14 protein-coding genes and 1 pseudogene are annotated in these 15,597 nt (G+C 56.3%); 10 read left to right on the forward strand and 5 right to left on the reverse strand.

Annotation, left to right across the window (positions count from 1 at the left end):
* Positions 1 to 35: 35 nt before the first annotated feature.
* The 3 genes from IMCC12053_RS00980 (at position 36) to IMCC12053_RS00990 (ending at position 2,499) form a co-directional block, all read left to right on the forward strand.
* On the forward strand, positions 36 to 815 hold the full coding sequence (locus IMCC12053_RS00980) for a TIM barrel protein (RefSeq protein ID WP_062220679.1): 780 nt from the start codon (positions 36 to 38) through the stop codon (positions 813 to 815).
* Between the two features lie 205 nt (positions 816 to 1,020).
* Positions 1,021 to 1,794 carry a class I SAM-dependent methyltransferase gene (locus IMCC12053_RS00985; RefSeq protein ID WP_062214876.1) on the forward strand — a complete coding sequence of 258 codons (774 nt, stop codon included), beginning with the start codon at positions 1,021 to 1,023 and terminating at the stop codon, positions 1,792 to 1,794.
* Positions 1,795 to 1,842: 48 nt separating this feature from the next.
* Entirely contained in the window at positions 1,843 to 2,499 is a 657-nt protein-coding gene (locus tag IMCC12053_RS00990) for a sulfotransferase (protein WP_062214878.1), read from the forward strand.
* A 12-nt stretch (positions 2,500 to 2,511) separates the two neighbouring features.
* Here the strand turns inward: IMCC12053_RS00990 and IMCC12053_RS00995 are convergent, their stop codons facing one another.
* A complete protein-coding gene (locus IMCC12053_RS00995; protein ID WP_062214880.1) occupies positions 2,512 to 3,744 on the reverse strand; it encodes a urate hydroxylase PuuD in 1,233 nt (410 codons plus the stop codon).
* A gap of 107 nt (positions 3,745 to 3,851) precedes the next feature.
* A complete protein-coding gene (locus IMCC12053_RS01000; protein ID WP_169775295.1) occupies positions 3,852 to 4,874 on the reverse strand; it encodes a LytTR family DNA-binding domain-containing protein in 1,023 nt (340 codons plus the stop codon).
* 804 nt (positions 4,875 to 5,678) lie between these two features.
* Here IMCC12053_RS01000 and IMCC12053_RS01005 point away from each other — a divergent pair.
* The gene (locus IMCC12053_RS01005; RefSeq protein ID WP_074906188.1) at positions 5,679 to 5,957 is read left to right on the forward strand and encodes a hypothetical protein; all 279 of its coding nucleotides are present in this window, start codon (positions 5,679 to 5,681) and stop codon (positions 5,955 to 5,957) included.
* A gap of 314 nt (positions 5,958 to 6,271) precedes the next feature.
* Entirely contained in the window at positions 6,272 to 6,535 is a 264-nt protein-coding gene (locus IMCC12053_RS01015) for a hypothetical protein (RefSeq protein ID WP_062214888.1), read from the forward strand.
* Here IMCC12053_RS01015 and IMCC12053_RS01020 read toward each other — a convergent pair whose 3' ends face one another.
* Both IMCC12053_RS01020 and IMCC12053_RS01025 read right to left on the reverse strand, forming a co-directional pair.
* The gene (locus IMCC12053_RS01020; RefSeq protein ID WP_143089982.1) at positions 6,536 to 7,864 is read right to left on the reverse strand and encodes a S41 family peptidase; all 1,329 of its coding nucleotides are present in this window, start codon (positions 7,862 to 7,864) and stop codon (positions 6,536 to 6,538) included.
* 4 nt (positions 7,865 to 7,868) lie between these two features.
* Positions 7,869 to 9,287 carry a dipeptidase gene (locus IMCC12053_RS01025; protein ID WP_062214892.1) on the reverse strand — a complete coding sequence of 473 codons (1,419 nt, stop codon included), beginning with the start codon at positions 9,285 to 9,287 and terminating at the stop codon, positions 7,869 to 7,871.
* A 249-nt stretch (positions 9,288 to 9,536) separates the two neighbouring features.
* Between IMCC12053_RS01025 and hemA the strand changes: the two genes are divergently transcribed.
* The 4 genes and pseudogenes from hemA to ispG all read left to right on the forward strand — a co-directional run bounded on the left by hemA (position 9,537) and on the right by ispG (position 13,362).
* On the forward strand, positions 9,537 to 10,766 hold the full coding sequence (hemA, locus tag IMCC12053_RS01030) for a 5-aminolevulinate synthase (RefSeq protein WP_062220682.1): 1,230 nt from the start codon (positions 9,537 to 9,539) through the stop codon (positions 10,764 to 10,766).
* Between the two features lie 189 nt (positions 10,767 to 10,955).
* A pseudogene (locus IMCC12053_RS16195) lies at positions 10,956 to 11,120 on the forward strand (helix-turn-helix domain-containing protein); the annotation flags it as partial.
* 63 nt (positions 11,121 to 11,183) lie between these two features.
* Entirely contained in the window at positions 11,184 to 12,086 is a 903-nt protein-coding gene (locus IMCC12053_RS01035) for a DUF4115 domain-containing protein (RefSeq protein ID WP_417903503.1), read from the forward strand.
* A gap of 145 nt (positions 12,087 to 12,231) precedes the next feature.
* Positions 12,232 to 13,362, forward strand: a complete 1,131-nt coding sequence (ispG, locus tag IMCC12053_RS01040) for a flavodoxin-dependent (E)-4-hydroxy-3-methylbut-2-enyl-diphosphate synthase (protein ID WP_062214897.1) — start codon at positions 12,232 to 12,234, stop codon at positions 13,360 to 13,362.
* Positions 13,363 to 13,451: 89 nt separating this feature from the next.
* Here the strand turns inward: ispG and IMCC12053_RS01045 are convergent, their stop codons facing one another.
* A complete protein-coding gene (locus tag IMCC12053_RS01045) occupies positions 13,452 to 14,219 on the reverse strand; it encodes a DsbA family protein (protein ID WP_062214899.1) in 768 nt (255 codons plus the stop codon).
* Positions 14,220 to 14,395: 176 nt separating this feature from the next.
* On the opposite strand from IMCC12053_RS01045, the gene IMCC12053_RS01050 reads away from it, so the two are divergent.
* Positions 14,396 to 15,544 (forward strand): pyridoxal phosphate-dependent aminotransferase, encoded by a 1,149-nt coding sequence (locus IMCC12053_RS01050; protein WP_062220685.1) that lies wholly within the window; start codon positions 14,396 to 14,398, stop codon positions 15,542 to 15,544.
* Positions 15,545 to 15,597 lie beyond the last annotated feature (53 nt).

The following is a 15,597-nucleotide window of genomic DNA, read 5'->3' on the forward strand; positions in this document are numbered from 1 at the left end:
TCGGCGCGCCGCGCCCCGTTTTGAAAGACATGACCATGACCCAGCCCTTCCAACTCGCCGTTTGCGCAGAGATGCTATGGAACGATAAACCGATGGAGTGGCGTGCCGCGCGGCTTACCGAGCGCGGGCTTGGTGTCGGCCTGTGGAACTACCCCGATCACGATCTGGACAAGGTTGAGGCCGTGGGTGCGAATTACACCATTATGAACGGCTATCTTGAGGGGCGTCTGGCCGATGACGCGGGTGCAGACATGCTGTTGGCGTCCGCACGCAAAACCGCGCAGGTGGGCAAGCGTTTGGGTGTTGACCGTCTCAATCTACATGGCACGGGCCTTGGCGATGGTGGTATTCCGATCCCGCATCACGGTGTGTTTTCCCCCGCAATGACGCTGCGCGCCCGTGATACGCTCAACCGTATTTGTGATATGGCGGAGGAGGAGGGCGTTGTTTTTACGCTCGAAAACCTTAACCCGCTTGACCATCCCGGATGCCCGTTCGGCTCTACCGCAGATGTGCTTGCGCTTGTGTCCGCGATTGATCGCCCGCAATTGCGTATCAACCTCGACCTTTATCACACGCAGATCGGTGAGGGGGATCTGGTGCGGTGGTGCGCGGCCTGTCTGCCGTGGATTGGCGAGTTGCAGGTTGCCGACAATCCGGGACGGTGTGAGCCGGGAACGGGCGAGATCAACTACGCGGGGATCGCCGCCGCCCTCGACAAAATGGGCTACCGTGGCCCTATCGGCATGGAAGCCTTTGCCCAAGGCGACAGTGACGCGGCCGTCGATGCCTTTGTGGCGGCCTTCACCCTGTGACGGTGCGAGGCGTGCTCGGGTTGCCTGCGCGCTCCACAACAAGCACCTAGGGAGGTGAGAGACCATTTGCCAAGTGGGTATTTTGCCTGCCCCCATGTTTGCCCTCATGGTGCTCCAAGCCCCCATATCTGTGCGTGTCACGCGCCAAACGTTTACATTTGCGGAGACTTTAGTATCGTCGCGTGGAACATGACAAAGGCACAGTATGATTACCCTTGATATGGCGATTGATAAAACCTCGACCCCGCGCATTGCGCAATTGGATACGTCGGCGTTCGCGCCCTCAGATGTGCTAAATCTCATTTTGCAACGCTCTGAAATTATCCGTGATCAGGATAACTATAACAGCTACATACAGGCATGGATTCGCGGCGAAACGGTGCCACTGGAGGCTCTCGTCGCGCAAATCGGTCAAGATACGCTCATTCGGCGCGCGGCGGCGTTCATTTTGTTTGAGTACGAGGAACTTTTCCCGATTATTGCCGCCAATCCACCTTTGGCTGTGACCGACATCGGTTGTGGCTATGCGTTCTTTGATCTGTTCCTCGCACAAGATTTCGATTGCAACCTAACGCTGATCGACCTCGAGCACACAAACGAGCGTCATTTCGGATTTCAACAGACGGGAGCAGGGTACTCTAGCCTTGCGGTGGCTGCCGCATCGTTAGGTTTGAACGGACTCGATCCCGATCGTATTCAAACGCTCAATCCTGAGCGCCGATCTATTGCTGATATCCGCGACCAAGATCTCGTCGTGAGCTTTATCTCATGCGGATTTCACTATCCTTGGACGACATATGAGACCTTTTTCAAGGATGCGGTCAAACCAGACGGTAAGATCATCCTCGATGTGCGCCGACGCACATTGAGTGAAACGCTTTCGGGAATGGCCAGTCTCGGGGATGTTGTGGACCTTGACGCAGGCGCAAGTCCCAAGGCTGCACGGATTGCTGTAACGCGCGGACCGCATACGGCCTGACCTCATCACGCGAACACACTTAACGTGACCGATTAGGGGGGAATACAGATGGAACCAAAACTTTTTCAAATTGGGTTCAACAAAACGGCGACGACCGCACTGTTTTGGTTGTTTATAAACTCGGGTCACTCCGCCCTTCATAGTAGCGGACGGCGCGCGCGGCTCGCGGGGCATCCGGTGGTTTCAAAACTGCATCCGCAACTTGTGATTCATCATAATATATGTGCGGGCCGTCCAGCGGTGCAGGGCTTGGAAGACTTTGATGCGCATTTCGATATGGAGCATGATCTCCCGAATTCGCCCATCAAAATCGAAAACTTCAAGTTTTTCGACCGGCTCGCGCGTGACTACCCACGGGCAAAATTTGTTCTGAATGTTCGTGAGTGTGACGCATGGGTGATGAGCCGCGCACGTCACAATGATGGACAGTACCTGAAGCGATCTATGGCGCGCCTCGCGCAATCCGAGGCGGAGGTTCTGGATCAATGGCGCGATGAGCATGCGCGCCATCATAACGCCGTCAGGGCGTTTTTTGCCGCTGAACAAGACCGGCTTTTGGTGTTTGATATTGATCGCGATCCCATCGACACGCTTGTTGATTTTTGTGCGCCCGATTTCGCTCTTGATCCCGCGCAGTGGGGAAAGGCGCGGGTCACAGATGATGTTGTTCAAAAATTGGGCTGGGAGCGGGGCAATGCGCAGTAGCGTATACCGTGATTATTGCGCGCGCACATCGCGCAGCCATGCGACGATCAACGCGCGGGCGTCATCGTCCATTTGGATGGCATTGGGCGGCGGCATTGCATGGCTCACACCGGCGTGAAGATAGATTTGATCGACGTGGCGTGCCACATCGCTCTGCGTTTCTAAAAACACATTCTTGGGCGCCCAGCGCAACCCATCCCATGACGGCTCGCGCGCATGACACATCGAGCAATTGCCAACCACCGCGTAATACGCCTCTTCAAAGCTGTCTACCGCCGTGTACTTTTGCTCGTAAGGGGTGAGGGCGCGTGCCTCGGCCTCCTCATAGGTTTCTGCGCCTTGAACGGTGGACAGCCATGCAATCACGAGCATCAACACAACCGTCACGAACCACGTCCAATTGGGACCAGCGCCGGTTTTATGCATGGTGTTGAAGTAATGACGGATGGTGACGCCCGTGAGGAAAATAAGGCTGGCAATGATCCACGCGTATTGGGTGCCAAAGGCCAGAGGGTAGTGGTTGGACAGCATCAAAAACACGACAGGCAAAGTGAGATAGTTGTTATGGGTCGAGCGGACTTTGGCGATCTTACCGTATTTGGGATCGGGCGCGCGGCCCGCCTTTAGATCGGCCACAACGATCCGCTGGTTTGGCATGATTTGGAAAAACACGTTGGCGGTCATGATCGTGGCGGTGAATGCGCCAAGATGCAAAAGGGCGGCGCGACCCGTGAAAATCTGGTGATAGCCCCACGACATTACAACGAGGATCACGAACAAGAGCAACATCAAAACGGTCGGGCGTTCGCTTAGCTCTGATTTGCACATTGCGTCATAGGCAATCCACCCGATGGTGAGCGAGCCGCCGGAAATCAAAATCCCTTGCCAAAGCGCGAGATCGGCTTTGGTCGGGTCAAGCAAGAACAGCTCACCGCCCATCCAGTAGACGATCATCAAAAGCGCCGCACCAGAGAGCCACGTCGTGTAGCTTTGCCATTTGTGCCAAGTCAGATGCTCGGGCATCTCGGAGGGGGCAACCATGTATTTGACGGTGTGATAGAACCCGCCGCCGTGAACTTCCCATTCCTCGCCATGTGCGCCTGCGGGCAGGGTGTCACGGGGTTTGAGCATCAGATCGAGGGCGATAAAATAGAATGACGCGCCGATCCACGCCATTGCGGTCACAACATGGAGCCAACGGACCGAAAACGCGGCCCAGTCCCATAGAATTGCCAAGTCATACATGGAGTTCTCCCAAAGTTCGATATCGCCTTTAGCTTATGCGAAATTGTCCGATCGGGATATGGCTATGGCAGACCAAACAGTATTAAAAAAAACAAAACAATATCGCGTCAGCCGCCAAATGTTTCCAGGGCCTGTTCGACGGCCTTGCGTCGTGCACGCGGAACTGTAATTCGGTCATTCGTTGTCATGGTCAACAACAATTTTCCCTCTGCCAGACGCGTGACCTTTTCGATTGCGCCAAATGCGACCCAAACCGAGCGATGCGCCTGAATGCCGTACGCGGCAGGGATTTGTTCAACGGCATCAGCCAGCCGATAACGCAACATCTTTTCACCCTTCGCCATATCGAGACGGATATAGTGTTCTTCGGCGCGGATGGCCCGCAAATCAGCCAGCGTGATCGTTTCTCCTGCAATTGAAATTGTGTGCTGTGTATTTGGGTGGGCTGCGGGCTGCGGTGTGGCGGGCGCGGTGGGATCAGCGTTCACGTGGGTGGCCACGGCGTGCGCGGCGCGCTGGTGCTCCCGTTCGCGCGCTTCGCGTTGAATACGGGCTAGCCCACCCGCACGCGGATTTATCACAACGTCCGAATAGACTTTGACATGCGAGACGACGAACATCGAATAAGCGACTTCGAGCATGAAAATATACACGTAATCAACGACAAAGGCTTGTAAAAAGCCAATGCGTTCAATCCATTCAACACCCATGTCGCCGTAAAATATCACCGCACCCTGGCGCTTTACTGTTTCCAGTATAAGCACGCTAAACACCATCACGAGAGGCAGCGGCAACACCAAGAACGGCCAGCGCCGTATGAGATAGGGCCACATCCAAATCTGAATCGTAAGCATTGCGAGCAACACAAGCTCGTGAACGACCAGCGTCACCGAGGCTTGCCACCATGGCACCGAATTTGCGGTTTCGCCGGTTTCAAGCACGAGAAATGAGAGGGGGTAGAGGTAGCCGATGAAGAATCCGGCATACACAAAGAAGAACAGCGAGTGCTTATCCGTGATCGCCTGAAAAAACTGGAACGGCGTGAGGCGAAACTGCTCGCCAGTGATCAAAACCAGATTAAATTTGGCCCGATCCTCATGCAAGGGTGGGGGCGTTAGGGTCGATCGCATAAAAGTCTTCCACATCATCATTTGTTGGACGCAACCGCGACCTCAGTTTGAGCGACTTAACCGTTCGGTCAAGAATGCCGCAACACGTTTTCCCCTGCGTGACGCGCCACGGGCCGCGGGATTACCGTCCTTGCACGTTGAGGGGCGCTGACGCCGCCAAGTGGCCGACAGTTCGCGCCACAATTGTGCATTTCACGCGTCATGAACTTACAGGCTGATGTCTTAAAATTCAGCAAACCCTCAATGACATGGCCCCAATGTTGGTTAGAGACTTTTTTCGGTGCTCAACGCCATTGCGCTGAAAATCACAACGGCATCCACGCCTTCATATCTCACACGTGACCACAGCTTTTAATGCCGCCAAGCCATCAGGTGGCGCAGGGACTCTCCAGAGTAGAAAAGTCCCTGTGCTCTGCCCCCGCGTCTATCGCCGTGAACGCGGGTACGCCCCTTGTTGGGGCATTTGACGATGCATGAAATAGAAAACATGTCCCGAATTTACAGTGAAACCACCGTTTCATGCCATTTCGAAACACTTTGAGACACTTTGGTGGACCGCTTTTGTTTCCTCACTAAAACATGACCCAACACGAACACCTGTTGGAGACATTTTTGTGAAACACCTGTTTGCTCGGCTTCTTTTGGCTGCACGCCACGCGATCAGCTTGGCGGCATACGTGACGAACTATTCACAGTGTCTGACGGTCCAAGACGCAACGCGGTTTCCAGGGTTGGCCGCACCTTATCGGTTTTGGCCATTCCCAAGGACCGCATCATCTACAACGTCAACTAAGCGCAAAAATCATGTGTGAGACATATAACATCAGCAGTGCCAAAGTGTATCGCCATCGTTGGGAAAGCCCCATGTTGGTGATCGCGACCCTCGCAACGATTGGTGCGATTATCGTCAATCTTGCATCTATTATCGTGGTTGTCCTTGGCGGCGCGGATGTGAGCAACGAATGGGGCTCTTTCGCCTACATCGTTCTGTTCTCGCCGATCTTGCTATTGCTGGCGCGCTCCTATGTTGCCGCACAAAACCGTGCCAACGGCGCGCGGGTCGGGCCAAATCAGCTTTCCTAAATCGCGACCTGAATAAGTGTCGATCCGGTGCCGTCCACTTTGTTTGCGCGCATGACTTGCGTCACCATAAACACGCTCACGTTTGTTTGCTGCGCTTCGTAATCAGTGCAATTGTGACCTTGATGTTTCTTGTGGGAAGGGCGCTGAGCCGTGCTTAGGAATGTTCTGCCCACAGGTTGGCCATGACGCATTATCTCGATGCTGCGCGTCTTTTTGCGGGACTATTCGATTGTGGCGTGACGTGCTGACCTAACGCGCTATGTCTTGGTGATAAAATCACAGACCCTTGCGTCGGACATAGGCATACCGCACCCATGAAATTCATTGATTCCCTCCCGCTATCCTCCCTCATTGTCGCATCTTTGACGCTTGGGCTGGCCTCGTTTGTCCCCGAGCCGCATGTCTGGACCAAGTTAAATATGCTTGTGGCGGGTGATCTGGTGCGGCCTATTGATATGTTTGATCTGGTGTTGCATGGCACGCCTTGGGTGTTGCTTGCGATCAAATTGGTGCGTGGTGCGCCGCGCACCACCACCTCCACCACAGCCGCCGACGATCATAGCCTTGAGCGTCTTTGATTAGCGCGCCTGTGCAAGACGCGTGAGCGCCGCCTCAAGCATCGTGTCCTTGCCATTGGAAAATCCCTCAACGTCAAACGGATAAGAGATATCTGGTGCGATGCCGGTCTGTGTCACCGGAGTACCGTTTGCCAAGGCATAGGTTTGATGCGGCAGCGTAAATTGCCATTGGTTCGGCAGGGCCCGCACCATGATGTTAGACGGGGTTGCGTTGGTGGGCTCCCCCATGATGCTTACTTGCGCCAATTCTCCCACCGCCATGACATAGGTTTCCGCGGCACCCGAGGTCTCAGAGCTTGTCAGAACCATCACAGGGGCGTTGAGTGCTGCCTGTGAGCCGCGCCCGTAAAAAGCGGTCGAAGGGCTCATGTAGCCGCGTGTGATTTGGGTCTGTTTCAATCCGGCGGGCCAGTCCGCGGCGGAAAACAACCCCGCATAGGTGAGCGCAACCGTATCAGAGCCGCCCGCGTTAAAGCGTAGATCAACAATGACACCTTTGGCGTCCGCATATAACGCGCCCAGTTGGTCGACCACGCGTGCGGCCTGTGATGCCATGGTTTGTCCCAATGGCGGCTCGGATTCCATGTGGTGGACACCAAGATAGGCGATCTCGCCGTCAAGCCAGCCGTGGCGGATGCCGCTTGTTTCGATAAACTGGCGCTCGGAGGTCAGGTAGCTGTCTGTGACCTGCCACAACGCGCGTTGATCCTTGTCCCACGGCGCGGGGCTGTGCGGTGACACATCGCCCGAGGGGGTCATCAGGTGGATATCACCATCGTCAAGGTCGCGCACGGCGTGGGTCATGACATCCGAGAGATGTTTTGGGTCGAAATTTCCTGCAAGGGCCGCCATGGCCTCATCACGGCGCGCGTCCCAGTCTACGCCGTAACGTGCAAAGTTTGGATAATGGGTCTCGAACGTGCGCCAAAAGATGTCGAATGTCTCAAGGGGGCCGGCCTGTCTGCCGTTCACGCATTGATCGGGCAGGGCGTCAACACGGTAGGCGCGCATATCACCAACTGCGTCCGCAACCGCAATGGATAGATCGTCGCCCTGTGCGGTAAACGTATATCCCGCAAGGCGGCGCACCATCCCCATATGTGCCGGCATGGTTTGCCATGGGATGCAGGAGACGGGCGTTATCTCGTGGATCGCAATCGAGACAGGCGAGATATCAAAAACAAGCCCGTAGCCATTGGTGATCCAGATGCCTTGGGTCTCTTTGGGCGGCTTGCCCGACCACCACAACGCAGCAAGGACAAGCCCCGACAACGCGCCTGCGGCCAGCAAAAGACGCAACACGCGCGCAATCATGAGGGATAGGGGCAACGGACTATCCTTGGCTCACAGCATCCAAAATCCGCGCCCATGAGCGCATACCTTTGTGAAAGCACTCCAGATCGTATTTCTCGTTGGGGCTATGGATTGCGTCATCGTCGCGGGCAAAGCCGGTCAAAAGAGCGTCAACGCCAACGATCTTTTTGAAATAGCCCGCAATCGGGATTGAGCCGCCACAGCCGATAAAAGCGGCCTCATTGGGCCATTCATCGGACAGGGCTTGGCGTGTGGCCTCAAACGCGGGGTGGGTTGTTTCCATCACCGAGGCAGGCGAGGCGCCGTGCGGGTGGAATTCGACGGTGCAATCAGCGGGCAGGTGCGCCTCGACATAAGCGCGTAGGCTTTCGCGGATTTTATGGGGGTCTTGCGTGCCGACAAGGCGCGCGGAGACTTTGGCGGAGGCTTGTGCGGGCAGCACGGTTTTGAACCCGTCCCCCGTGTAGCCGCCAATGATGCCGTTAAATTCCATCGTCGGGCGTGACCAGATCATTTCCAATGCTGTACGGTCATGTTCGCCTGCGGGCTGGCTGAGGCCCACCTCGCCCAAGAATGCCTCGTGCTCAAATCCCAAGACTTGCCACTGGGCCGCAACATCGGCGGGCAGTTCGGGCACACCGTCATAAAAACCGTCAAGTGTGACGCGACCAGTGTCGTCATGTAGCCCCGCCAGAATACGGGTGAGCACGCGGATCGGGTTTTGGGACGGGCCGCCATACATGCCCGAATGCAGGTCTTTGTCGGCGGCCTTGATCACGATCTCTTCGCCCATCAGGCCGCGCAGCATGGTGACAATGGCGGGGGTGTCGTGGCCAAACAGGCCGGTGTCACAGATCAGCGCCACATCGCCTTTGAGGCGCTCCTTGTATTCATTCATAAACGGGACGAGGGAGGGCGAGCCGCTTTCCTCTTCGCCCTCGAAAAAGAACGTGATTTCACATGGCAATGCGCCATTCTCGGCAACCCATGCACGACAGGCCTCGACAAAGGTCATCAATTGCCCCTTGTCATCTGACGCGCCGCGCCCACGGATCATGCGGCCTTTGGCGGTGGTCTCAACGGCGGGGGCGAATGGATCACTGGCCCACAGATTGAGCGGGTCGACGGGTTGCACGTCATAATGGCCGTAAAACACCAGGTGCGGCGTCTTTTTGTCTTTTGGGCCATCGACGTGGCCCATCACCATCGGATGACCGGGGGTCGCGATGGTCTCTGCGTCTACGCCAAAAGAGCGTAAATCCGCAACCAACCAATCGGCGGCACGGGCGCAATCGGCCTTATAGGCCGGATCGGTGGAGATCGACGGGATGGACAACAGATCAATCAAACGCGCCAATGCGCCATCAAGGTCGGCATCGATACGGCCAAGGACCGAGGCGAGGCGCGGGGCGAGCAGTGGGGCGGGTGTTTGGGTCATGATCGATTACCTTTCAGGATGTGCTGGCGCATTTGTCGCACACTAACGGGCCAGTTTGCAGTGTCCAGAGATGGGATGCGGGTTGACATAGATCATTCTTAAACGAAATTAGAACACGTTATGACTAAGCCAGTGAACAGGACGGTATCGACCCATAGCACCGACATGTATCAATTTGTGAATACGAGTCGCTTTTTAAAAATTTGGTTGCTAAAAGGGTCAGACGAAAGACGCGCGAAAGGACTACCATTGGATTATACAGCGAAGCTTGACGAGGCGTTGCAGCGACTTCATGACGAGGGGCGGTATCGCACCTTTATCGACATTGAGCGCAAGCGCGGTAATTTCCCCCATGCGACGTGGAAAAAGCCCGATGGATCTGAAAAGCCTGTCACCGTATGGTGCGGCAACGATTACCTTGGCATGGGTCAACACCCCGATGTCCTGACCGCGATGAAAGATGCAGTGGACGCAACGGGCGCAGGCTCCGGCGGTACACGCAACATTTCTGGCACAACTGTCTACCATAAACGCCTTGAGGCGGAATTGGCAGATTGGCACAATAAAGAAGCGTCTTTGGTGTTTTCGTCGGCCTACATTGCCAATGACGCCACCCTGTCGACGCTGCCAAAACTGTTTCCGGGGCTTATCATCTATTCGGATGAATTGAACCACGCCTCCATGATTGAGGGCATTCGTCGCAATGGCGGCGCGAAACGTATTTTCCGTCACAACGACATGGCGCACCTGCGCGCGCTGCTTGAGGCGTCCGACAAGGACGCGCCCAAACTGATCGCATTCGAATCCGTCTATTCCATGGACGGCGATTTTGGTCCCATCGAAGAGATGCTTGATCTGGCCGACGAATTTGGCGCACTGACGTATATCGACGAAGTGCACGCGGTTGGCATGTACGGCGAACGTGGCGCCGGTGTGGCCGAGCGTGATGGCCTGATGGACCGCATCGACATTATCAACGGCACACTCGGCAAGGCGGTCGGCGTCTTTGGTGGTTATATCGCCGCGTCCGCGAAAATGTGTGACGCGGTGCGCTCCTATGCGCCCGGTTTTATCTTCACGACCTCTATCCCTCCGGCGGTCGCTGCCGGTGCGGCGGCGTCGATTGCGCACCTCAAGGGCGAGGGCGGTGTGGCGCTGCGTAAAGAGCACCAGACCCAAGCGGCCATTCTCAAAACCCGTCTTAAAGGTCTGGGTCTTCCGATCACCGATCATGGCTCGCACATTGTGCCGCTGATCGTCGGCGATCCGAAACACACAAAATTGATGTCCGATATGTTGCTTGAGCAATACGGGATTTATGTGCAGCCGGTGAACTTCCCAACCGTGCCGCGCGGCACGGAGCGGTTGCGGTTTACCCCGTCGCCTGTTCACGGATCGCGTGAAATGGATGCGCTTATCCACGGATTGGACGCGCTTTGGAGCCATTGTGCGCTGAATCGTGCCGAAATGGCGGGCTAACTAAAGTTTCCCCCTGTGCGACCCTTCTTATAGCGTGGTAAGGGTTAGCAATACATTCAGCGATTCGAGCTAGTGTAAACGATAAGAGTAGGGGCAGTTCGCATGATAGGACGGTGGAGCAAACCGCCCGTTGTTGAGGTAAGTGAACCTCGCGGCTTTGACGATTTCGAGCTTCGGCTCGGGGATGTCATGCGCGGTGAACGTGCGACACAGTCCAAATCCTTGCTCGATGTTCAACGCGAACTGAAAATCAAAGCAACCTACATTTCCGCAATCGAAAATTCCGATCCAAACGTGTTTGAAACCCAAGGGTTCATCGCGGGTTATGTGCGCTCCTATGCGCGCTATCTCGGTCTTGATCCCGATTGGGCGTTTGAACGGTTTTGCGCCGAGAGTGGATTCGCGGTGGCGCATGGTATGGCACCAGAAGCCTCGTCCAAGCGCGCGGCTCCGGTTGCGGTCGCCGCACGCGCAAACAAAGACCCATTTTCCGATCCGAATGCCAGTTTTGTGCCGCGCCCAGAAAGCTTTTTGTCGAAGGTCGAGCCTGGTGCAATCGGCTCCACGGCTGTCTTGTTGGCGCTTGTGGGTGTGATCGGCTTTGGCGGTTGGTCTATTCTGAACGAAATTCAAAAAGTGCAATTGTCTCCCGTCGATCAAACTCCGGGCCTTGTTGCCGAAATCGCGCCGATGCCATCCTCACAAGTGCTTATGGCTGCTGTTGATGAAGGTGTGGGAATTGCTGCGCCCTCTGCCGATGCGTTTAACCGTCTGTATCGTCCGCAAGCGCTCGATGTACCGGTTCTTGTGCCCCGTGATGGGCCGATTGCAACGCTTGATCCACGCGCCGTTGGATCTCTTGGCGACGAGAGCGCCGAGGAGCGGTTGAATGCGATGTCCGGTCTTATGGCTGATGCCGTGACTGCCGATGCGGACGCGATCGCCCCTGTTCAGGTGGTCGAGCAAGATGCGGCTGAATTGGCGTTGGTTGCGGTCAATGCCACATGGGTGCGTGTGAGTTCCGCCGGTGGCACAGTGTTGTTCGAGAAAATCCTCAATGCGGGTGAACGCTATGTCCTGCCTGCAACCGAAGATGCCCCAGTGTTGCGCACAGGCAATGCGGGTGGTGTGTATTTCTCGGTAAACGGCCAAGCATACGGCCCTGCCGGTGGCTCCGGTTCTGTCGTTAAAAATATCGCGCTGTCTGTGGCATCTGTGTCAGAGGCGTTCCAGCCCGTTGATCTTGCGGCCAATTCGGGTGTCGCCGAGATGTTTCGTGTGGCGCAGAATGATGCGATTTTAACGCCCGCGTCCGAATAACCCCCATTTTCACTACCTTGATCTGATTGTCCGTCCCTTGCCATCGCGGTGGCGTGATCTTAGCTGGCGCGCAACGGCTTGCTTGCCTGTGCTGCGCAGCTTATCTATGGCGTGATCCAATTTTTAGCCGCAAGGACCGTACCCCATGTCCCATAATCCGATCCGCCCTTGGCGCAATATTGACCGCCGCGTGAGCCGTAAAATATGGGTTGGGGATGTGCCTGTGGGGGGCGATGCGCCGATCACCGTGCAGACCATGACCAACACCGATAGTGGCGATGTCAAAGCGACTTTGGCCCAAGTCATGCGCGCGGCAGAAGCGGGCGCGGACATTGTGCGCATCTCCGCCCCTGATGTCGCGGCAACAACGGCCCTCAAAGAGATTTGTCGCGAAAGCCCTGTGCCGATCGTGGCCGACATCCATTTTCACTACAAACGTGCGATTGAGGCGGCTGAGGCGGGGGCGGCGTGTCTGCGGATCAATCCGGGAAATATCGGGGATGAGAGCCGCGTCAAAGAGGTGATCAAAGCGGCCAAGGACAACAATTGCTCGATCCGTATCGGCGTCAATGGCGGGTCGTTGGAAAAGCACCTGTTGGATAAATACGGCGAGCCATGTCCGGACGCGATGGTCGAAAGTGGCCTTGATCACATTAAAATTCTCGAAGACAACGATTTTCACAACTTCAAAATTTCGGTCAAAGCATCGGACGTCTTTATGGCCTCTGCCGCCTATCAACAATTAGCGGAGGCTACGGATGCACCAATCCACCTTGGTATCACCGAGGCGGGCGGCTTGATGTCGGGCACGATCAAATCGGCCATTGGCATGGGGCAACTGTTGTGGATGGGCATAGGCGACACGATCCGTGTGAGCCTGTCGGCGGATCCCGTTGAGGAGGTCAAGGTCGGCTATGAAATCCTGAAATCGCTTGGCCTGCGCCACCGTGGTGTGAACATCATTTCGTGCCCGTCTTGTGCGCGTCAGGGCTTTGACGTGATCAAAACGGTTGAGGCGTTGGAGCAGCGCCTTGAGCACATCAAAACGCCGATGTCTCTGTCGATCATTGGTTGTGTGGTGAACGGCCCCGGTGAGGCGCTGATGACCGATGTGGGGTGGACAGGCGGCGGTGCGGGCCATGGTATGGTCTATCTGGGCGGCAAGCAAAGCCACAAGATGGACAATGAGCGTATGGTCGAGCACATCGTAGAACAGGTCGAAGCCAAAGCCGCCGAGATCGCAAAGACGCTGGCCGCAGATGAGGCGGCGCAATAACCGCCAATCCTTAGGGTCAAGCCGTAACAAAAAAGCCCCGCAACGTGTCGGGGCTTTTTCTTAACTTAATGCTGTAGTGATCTGATAAATCAGCGATTTTGCCTAAGATCGGCCACGATTTCGTTCATCGCATCAAACGGCACGTAGCCCCGAATGAGTTGTTCGCCCATCACAAAGGTTGGCGTGCCTGAAATTTGGAAAATCTGGCCAAGCTGTTGGTTGCGGCCCAAAATCTCGTTGACCGCGTCACTGTCGGTGGCGGCCATAACGGCGTCGCCGTCCAGACCTAAATCTTTTGCCATCCGTTTGAGGCTGCCCTCGGTCACGTTGCCGCGCGTGGTCATCAACGCATCATGGATCGCGTCATAGGCCTCGACGCCGCCAACGGAACGGACCGCCAGTGCAAACCGCGCGGCCAGAACACTCTCTTCGCCCAAAATGGGATATTCTTTGACGATGAGTTTGATGTTGCCGTCTTTTTCAAGCAGGGCTTTGACATCGGGGTAGGCTTTTTTGCAATAACCGCACCGGTAATCCGAGAACTCGACAAAGACCAAATCGGCATCGGGGTTGCCGTAGACCAGATCGCCCTCGGCCTCGAACAGATCGGCGGCGTGGGCCGCAATCAGACCCGCTTCGCCCGCTTCTTGGGCGGCTTGTTGGCGTTGATTATAAACGTCGACCGCCTCCATCAAGACCTCTGGGTTTTCCATCAGGTAGGCGCGAACCTCGGCCCCGAATGCGGCGCGTTCGGCGCTAGACATGTCGGAAAGATCAAGGGCATGTGCCCCAAACGCCGTCGATGCCGTCAAAAGGGCGGCTGTCGTGAGGCGGGTCAAAAAGCGGGGCAGAGCCATGTGGTATCTCTCCGTTGAAAATCTGGTTGCAAATCGTCTACCACATCGGAGGCGTGGGTCCACCCAACACTTGCGTGACCCTCGGTCGCAGGTCCACCATCTCGGCGCTGTGGCGTTGCAATTGTGCGCGCCAAGTGGCATCGCTTGAGGAACACCGTGAACCAAAAGGCCCGCCCATGAAAACCTCCCGTCGAAGCAATGTTGATCCCTTTATCGTCATGGACGTGATGGAGGCGGCACGCGCCGCCGAGGACGCGGGGCGTCATGTGATCCATATGGAAGTGGGCCAACCTTCGACCGGTGCCCCCGCCAATGCGCGTGCCAAACTGGCCGCCGCGATGGAGGCGGGACCACTTGGCTACACCGTGGCGCTTGGGCTGCCCGAATTGCGCCGCGCCATTGCGGGGCTTTATGCCGACTGGTACGGCGTGAGCGTCGATCCGTCCCGCGTTGTGGTCACATCCGGCTCGTCGGGCGCGTTTATCCTTGCGTTCACCGCACTGTTTGATGCGGGGGGCAAGGTGGCCTTGGGCGAGCCGGGGTATCCGTCTTATCGGCAAATTCTGAGCGCCTTGGATATCGAACCCGTTGGCATCCAATCCACGCCCGAGAACCGCTTGCAACCGGCCCCTGCGCAAATTCCCGATGATGTGGACGGGTTGATTGTCGCCAGTCCGGGCAATCCGTCCGGCACCATGCTAGACCGTGCGGCTATGGCCGCTCTGATCGAGACCTGTGCGGCCAAAGGGATCTCGTTTATCTCGGACGAGATTTATCACGGCGTTCACTACGACACGCGCGCGGTGACGGCGTTGGAAATCAGCGATGATGTCTACGTTATCAATTCGTTTTCAAAGTACTTCTCGATGACCGGTTGGCGGGTGGGCTGGATGATCGTGCCCGAGGATCATGTTCGGGTTGTTGAACGCTTGGCGCAAAACCTGTTTATCTGTCCGCCACATGCCGCCCAGATCGCCGCTCTTGGTGCGCTTGAGGCGCGTGATGCGTGCGAGGCCCATATCGAAGTCTACGCGCAAAACCGCGCGCTAATGATGCAAGAGCTGCCCAAAATCGGATTTGACAAGATCGCGCCGCCGGACGGGGCGTTCTACATCTATGCCGATGTGTCTGATTTGACGCAGGATAGTCGGGCGTTTTGTGCGCAAATCCTTGATGAGGTGGGGGTTGCTGTCACGCCTGGGCTTGATTTCGACCCTGTGCGCGGGGCGCAAACCATGCGGTTTTCCTATGCGCGCTCAACGGCGGATATCCGCGAAGGTTTGTCGCGGCTTCACGCGTTTATGAGTAACCGCACCAAGGGCTAGGATCGACAGGCTCCACCCGTTAAGGTGCGTGCAACGTCAAAGCGGTGTGAAAA

This window comes from Celeribacter marinus, assembly GCF_001308265.1.
GTDB classification, from domain to species: domain Bacteria; phylum Pseudomonadota; class Alphaproteobacteria; order Rhodobacterales; family Rhodobacteraceae; genus Celeribacter; species Celeribacter marinus.

What these genes read in the sequence shown, in the direction of transcription:
- IMCC12053_RS01035 (WP_417903503.1), top strand. Translation starts at nt 11,184, where the DNA reads ATGGCACCAGAAGCCTCGTCCAAGCGCGCGGCTCCGGTTGCGGTCGCC.
- IMCC12053_RS01005 (WP_074906188.1), top strand. Translation starts at nt 5,679, where the DNA reads ATGTGTGAGACATATAACATCAGCAGTGCCAAAGTGTATCGCCATCGT.
- IMCC12053_RS01045 (WP_062214899.1), bottom strand. Translation starts at nt 14,219, where the DNA reads ATGGCTCTGCCCCGCTTTTTGACCCGCCTCACGACAGCCGCCCTTTTG.
- IMCC12053_RS01000 (WP_169775295.1), bottom strand. Translation starts at nt 4,874, where the DNA reads ATGCGATCGACCCTAACGCCCCCACCCTTGCATGAGGATCGGGCCAAA.
- IMCC12053_RS01015 (WP_062214888.1), top strand. Translation starts at nt 6,272, where the DNA reads ATGAAATTCATTGATTCCCTCCCGCTATCCTCCCTCATTGTCGCATCT.
- IMCC12053_RS00990 (WP_062214878.1), top strand. Translation starts at nt 1,843, where the DNA reads ATGGAACCAAAACTTTTTCAAATTGGGTTCAACAAAACGGCGACGACC.
- IMCC12053_RS00995 (WP_062214880.1), bottom strand. Translation starts at nt 3,744, where the DNA reads ATGTATGACTTGGCAATTCTATGGGACTGGGCCGCGTTTTCGGTCCGT.
- IMCC12053_RS00980 (WP_062220679.1), top strand. Translation starts at nt 36, where the DNA reads ATGACCCAGCCCTTCCAACTCGCCGTTTGCGCAGAGATGCTATGGAAC.
- IMCC12053_RS01050 (WP_062220685.1), top strand. Translation starts at nt 14,396, where the DNA reads ATGAAAACCTCCCGTCGAAGCAATGTTGATCCCTTTATCGTCATGGAC.
- IMCC12053_RS00985 (WP_062214876.1), top strand. Translation starts at nt 1,021, where the DNA reads ATGATTACCCTTGATATGGCGATTGATAAAACCTCGACCCCGCGCATT.
- ispG (WP_062214897.1), top strand. Translation starts at nt 12,232, where the DNA reads ATGTCCCATAATCCGATCCGCCCTTGGCGCAATATTGACCGCCGCGTG.
- IMCC12053_RS01025 (WP_062214892.1), bottom strand. Translation starts at nt 9,287, where the DNA reads ATGACCCAAACACCCGCCCCACTGCTCGCCCCGCGCCTCGCCTCGGTC.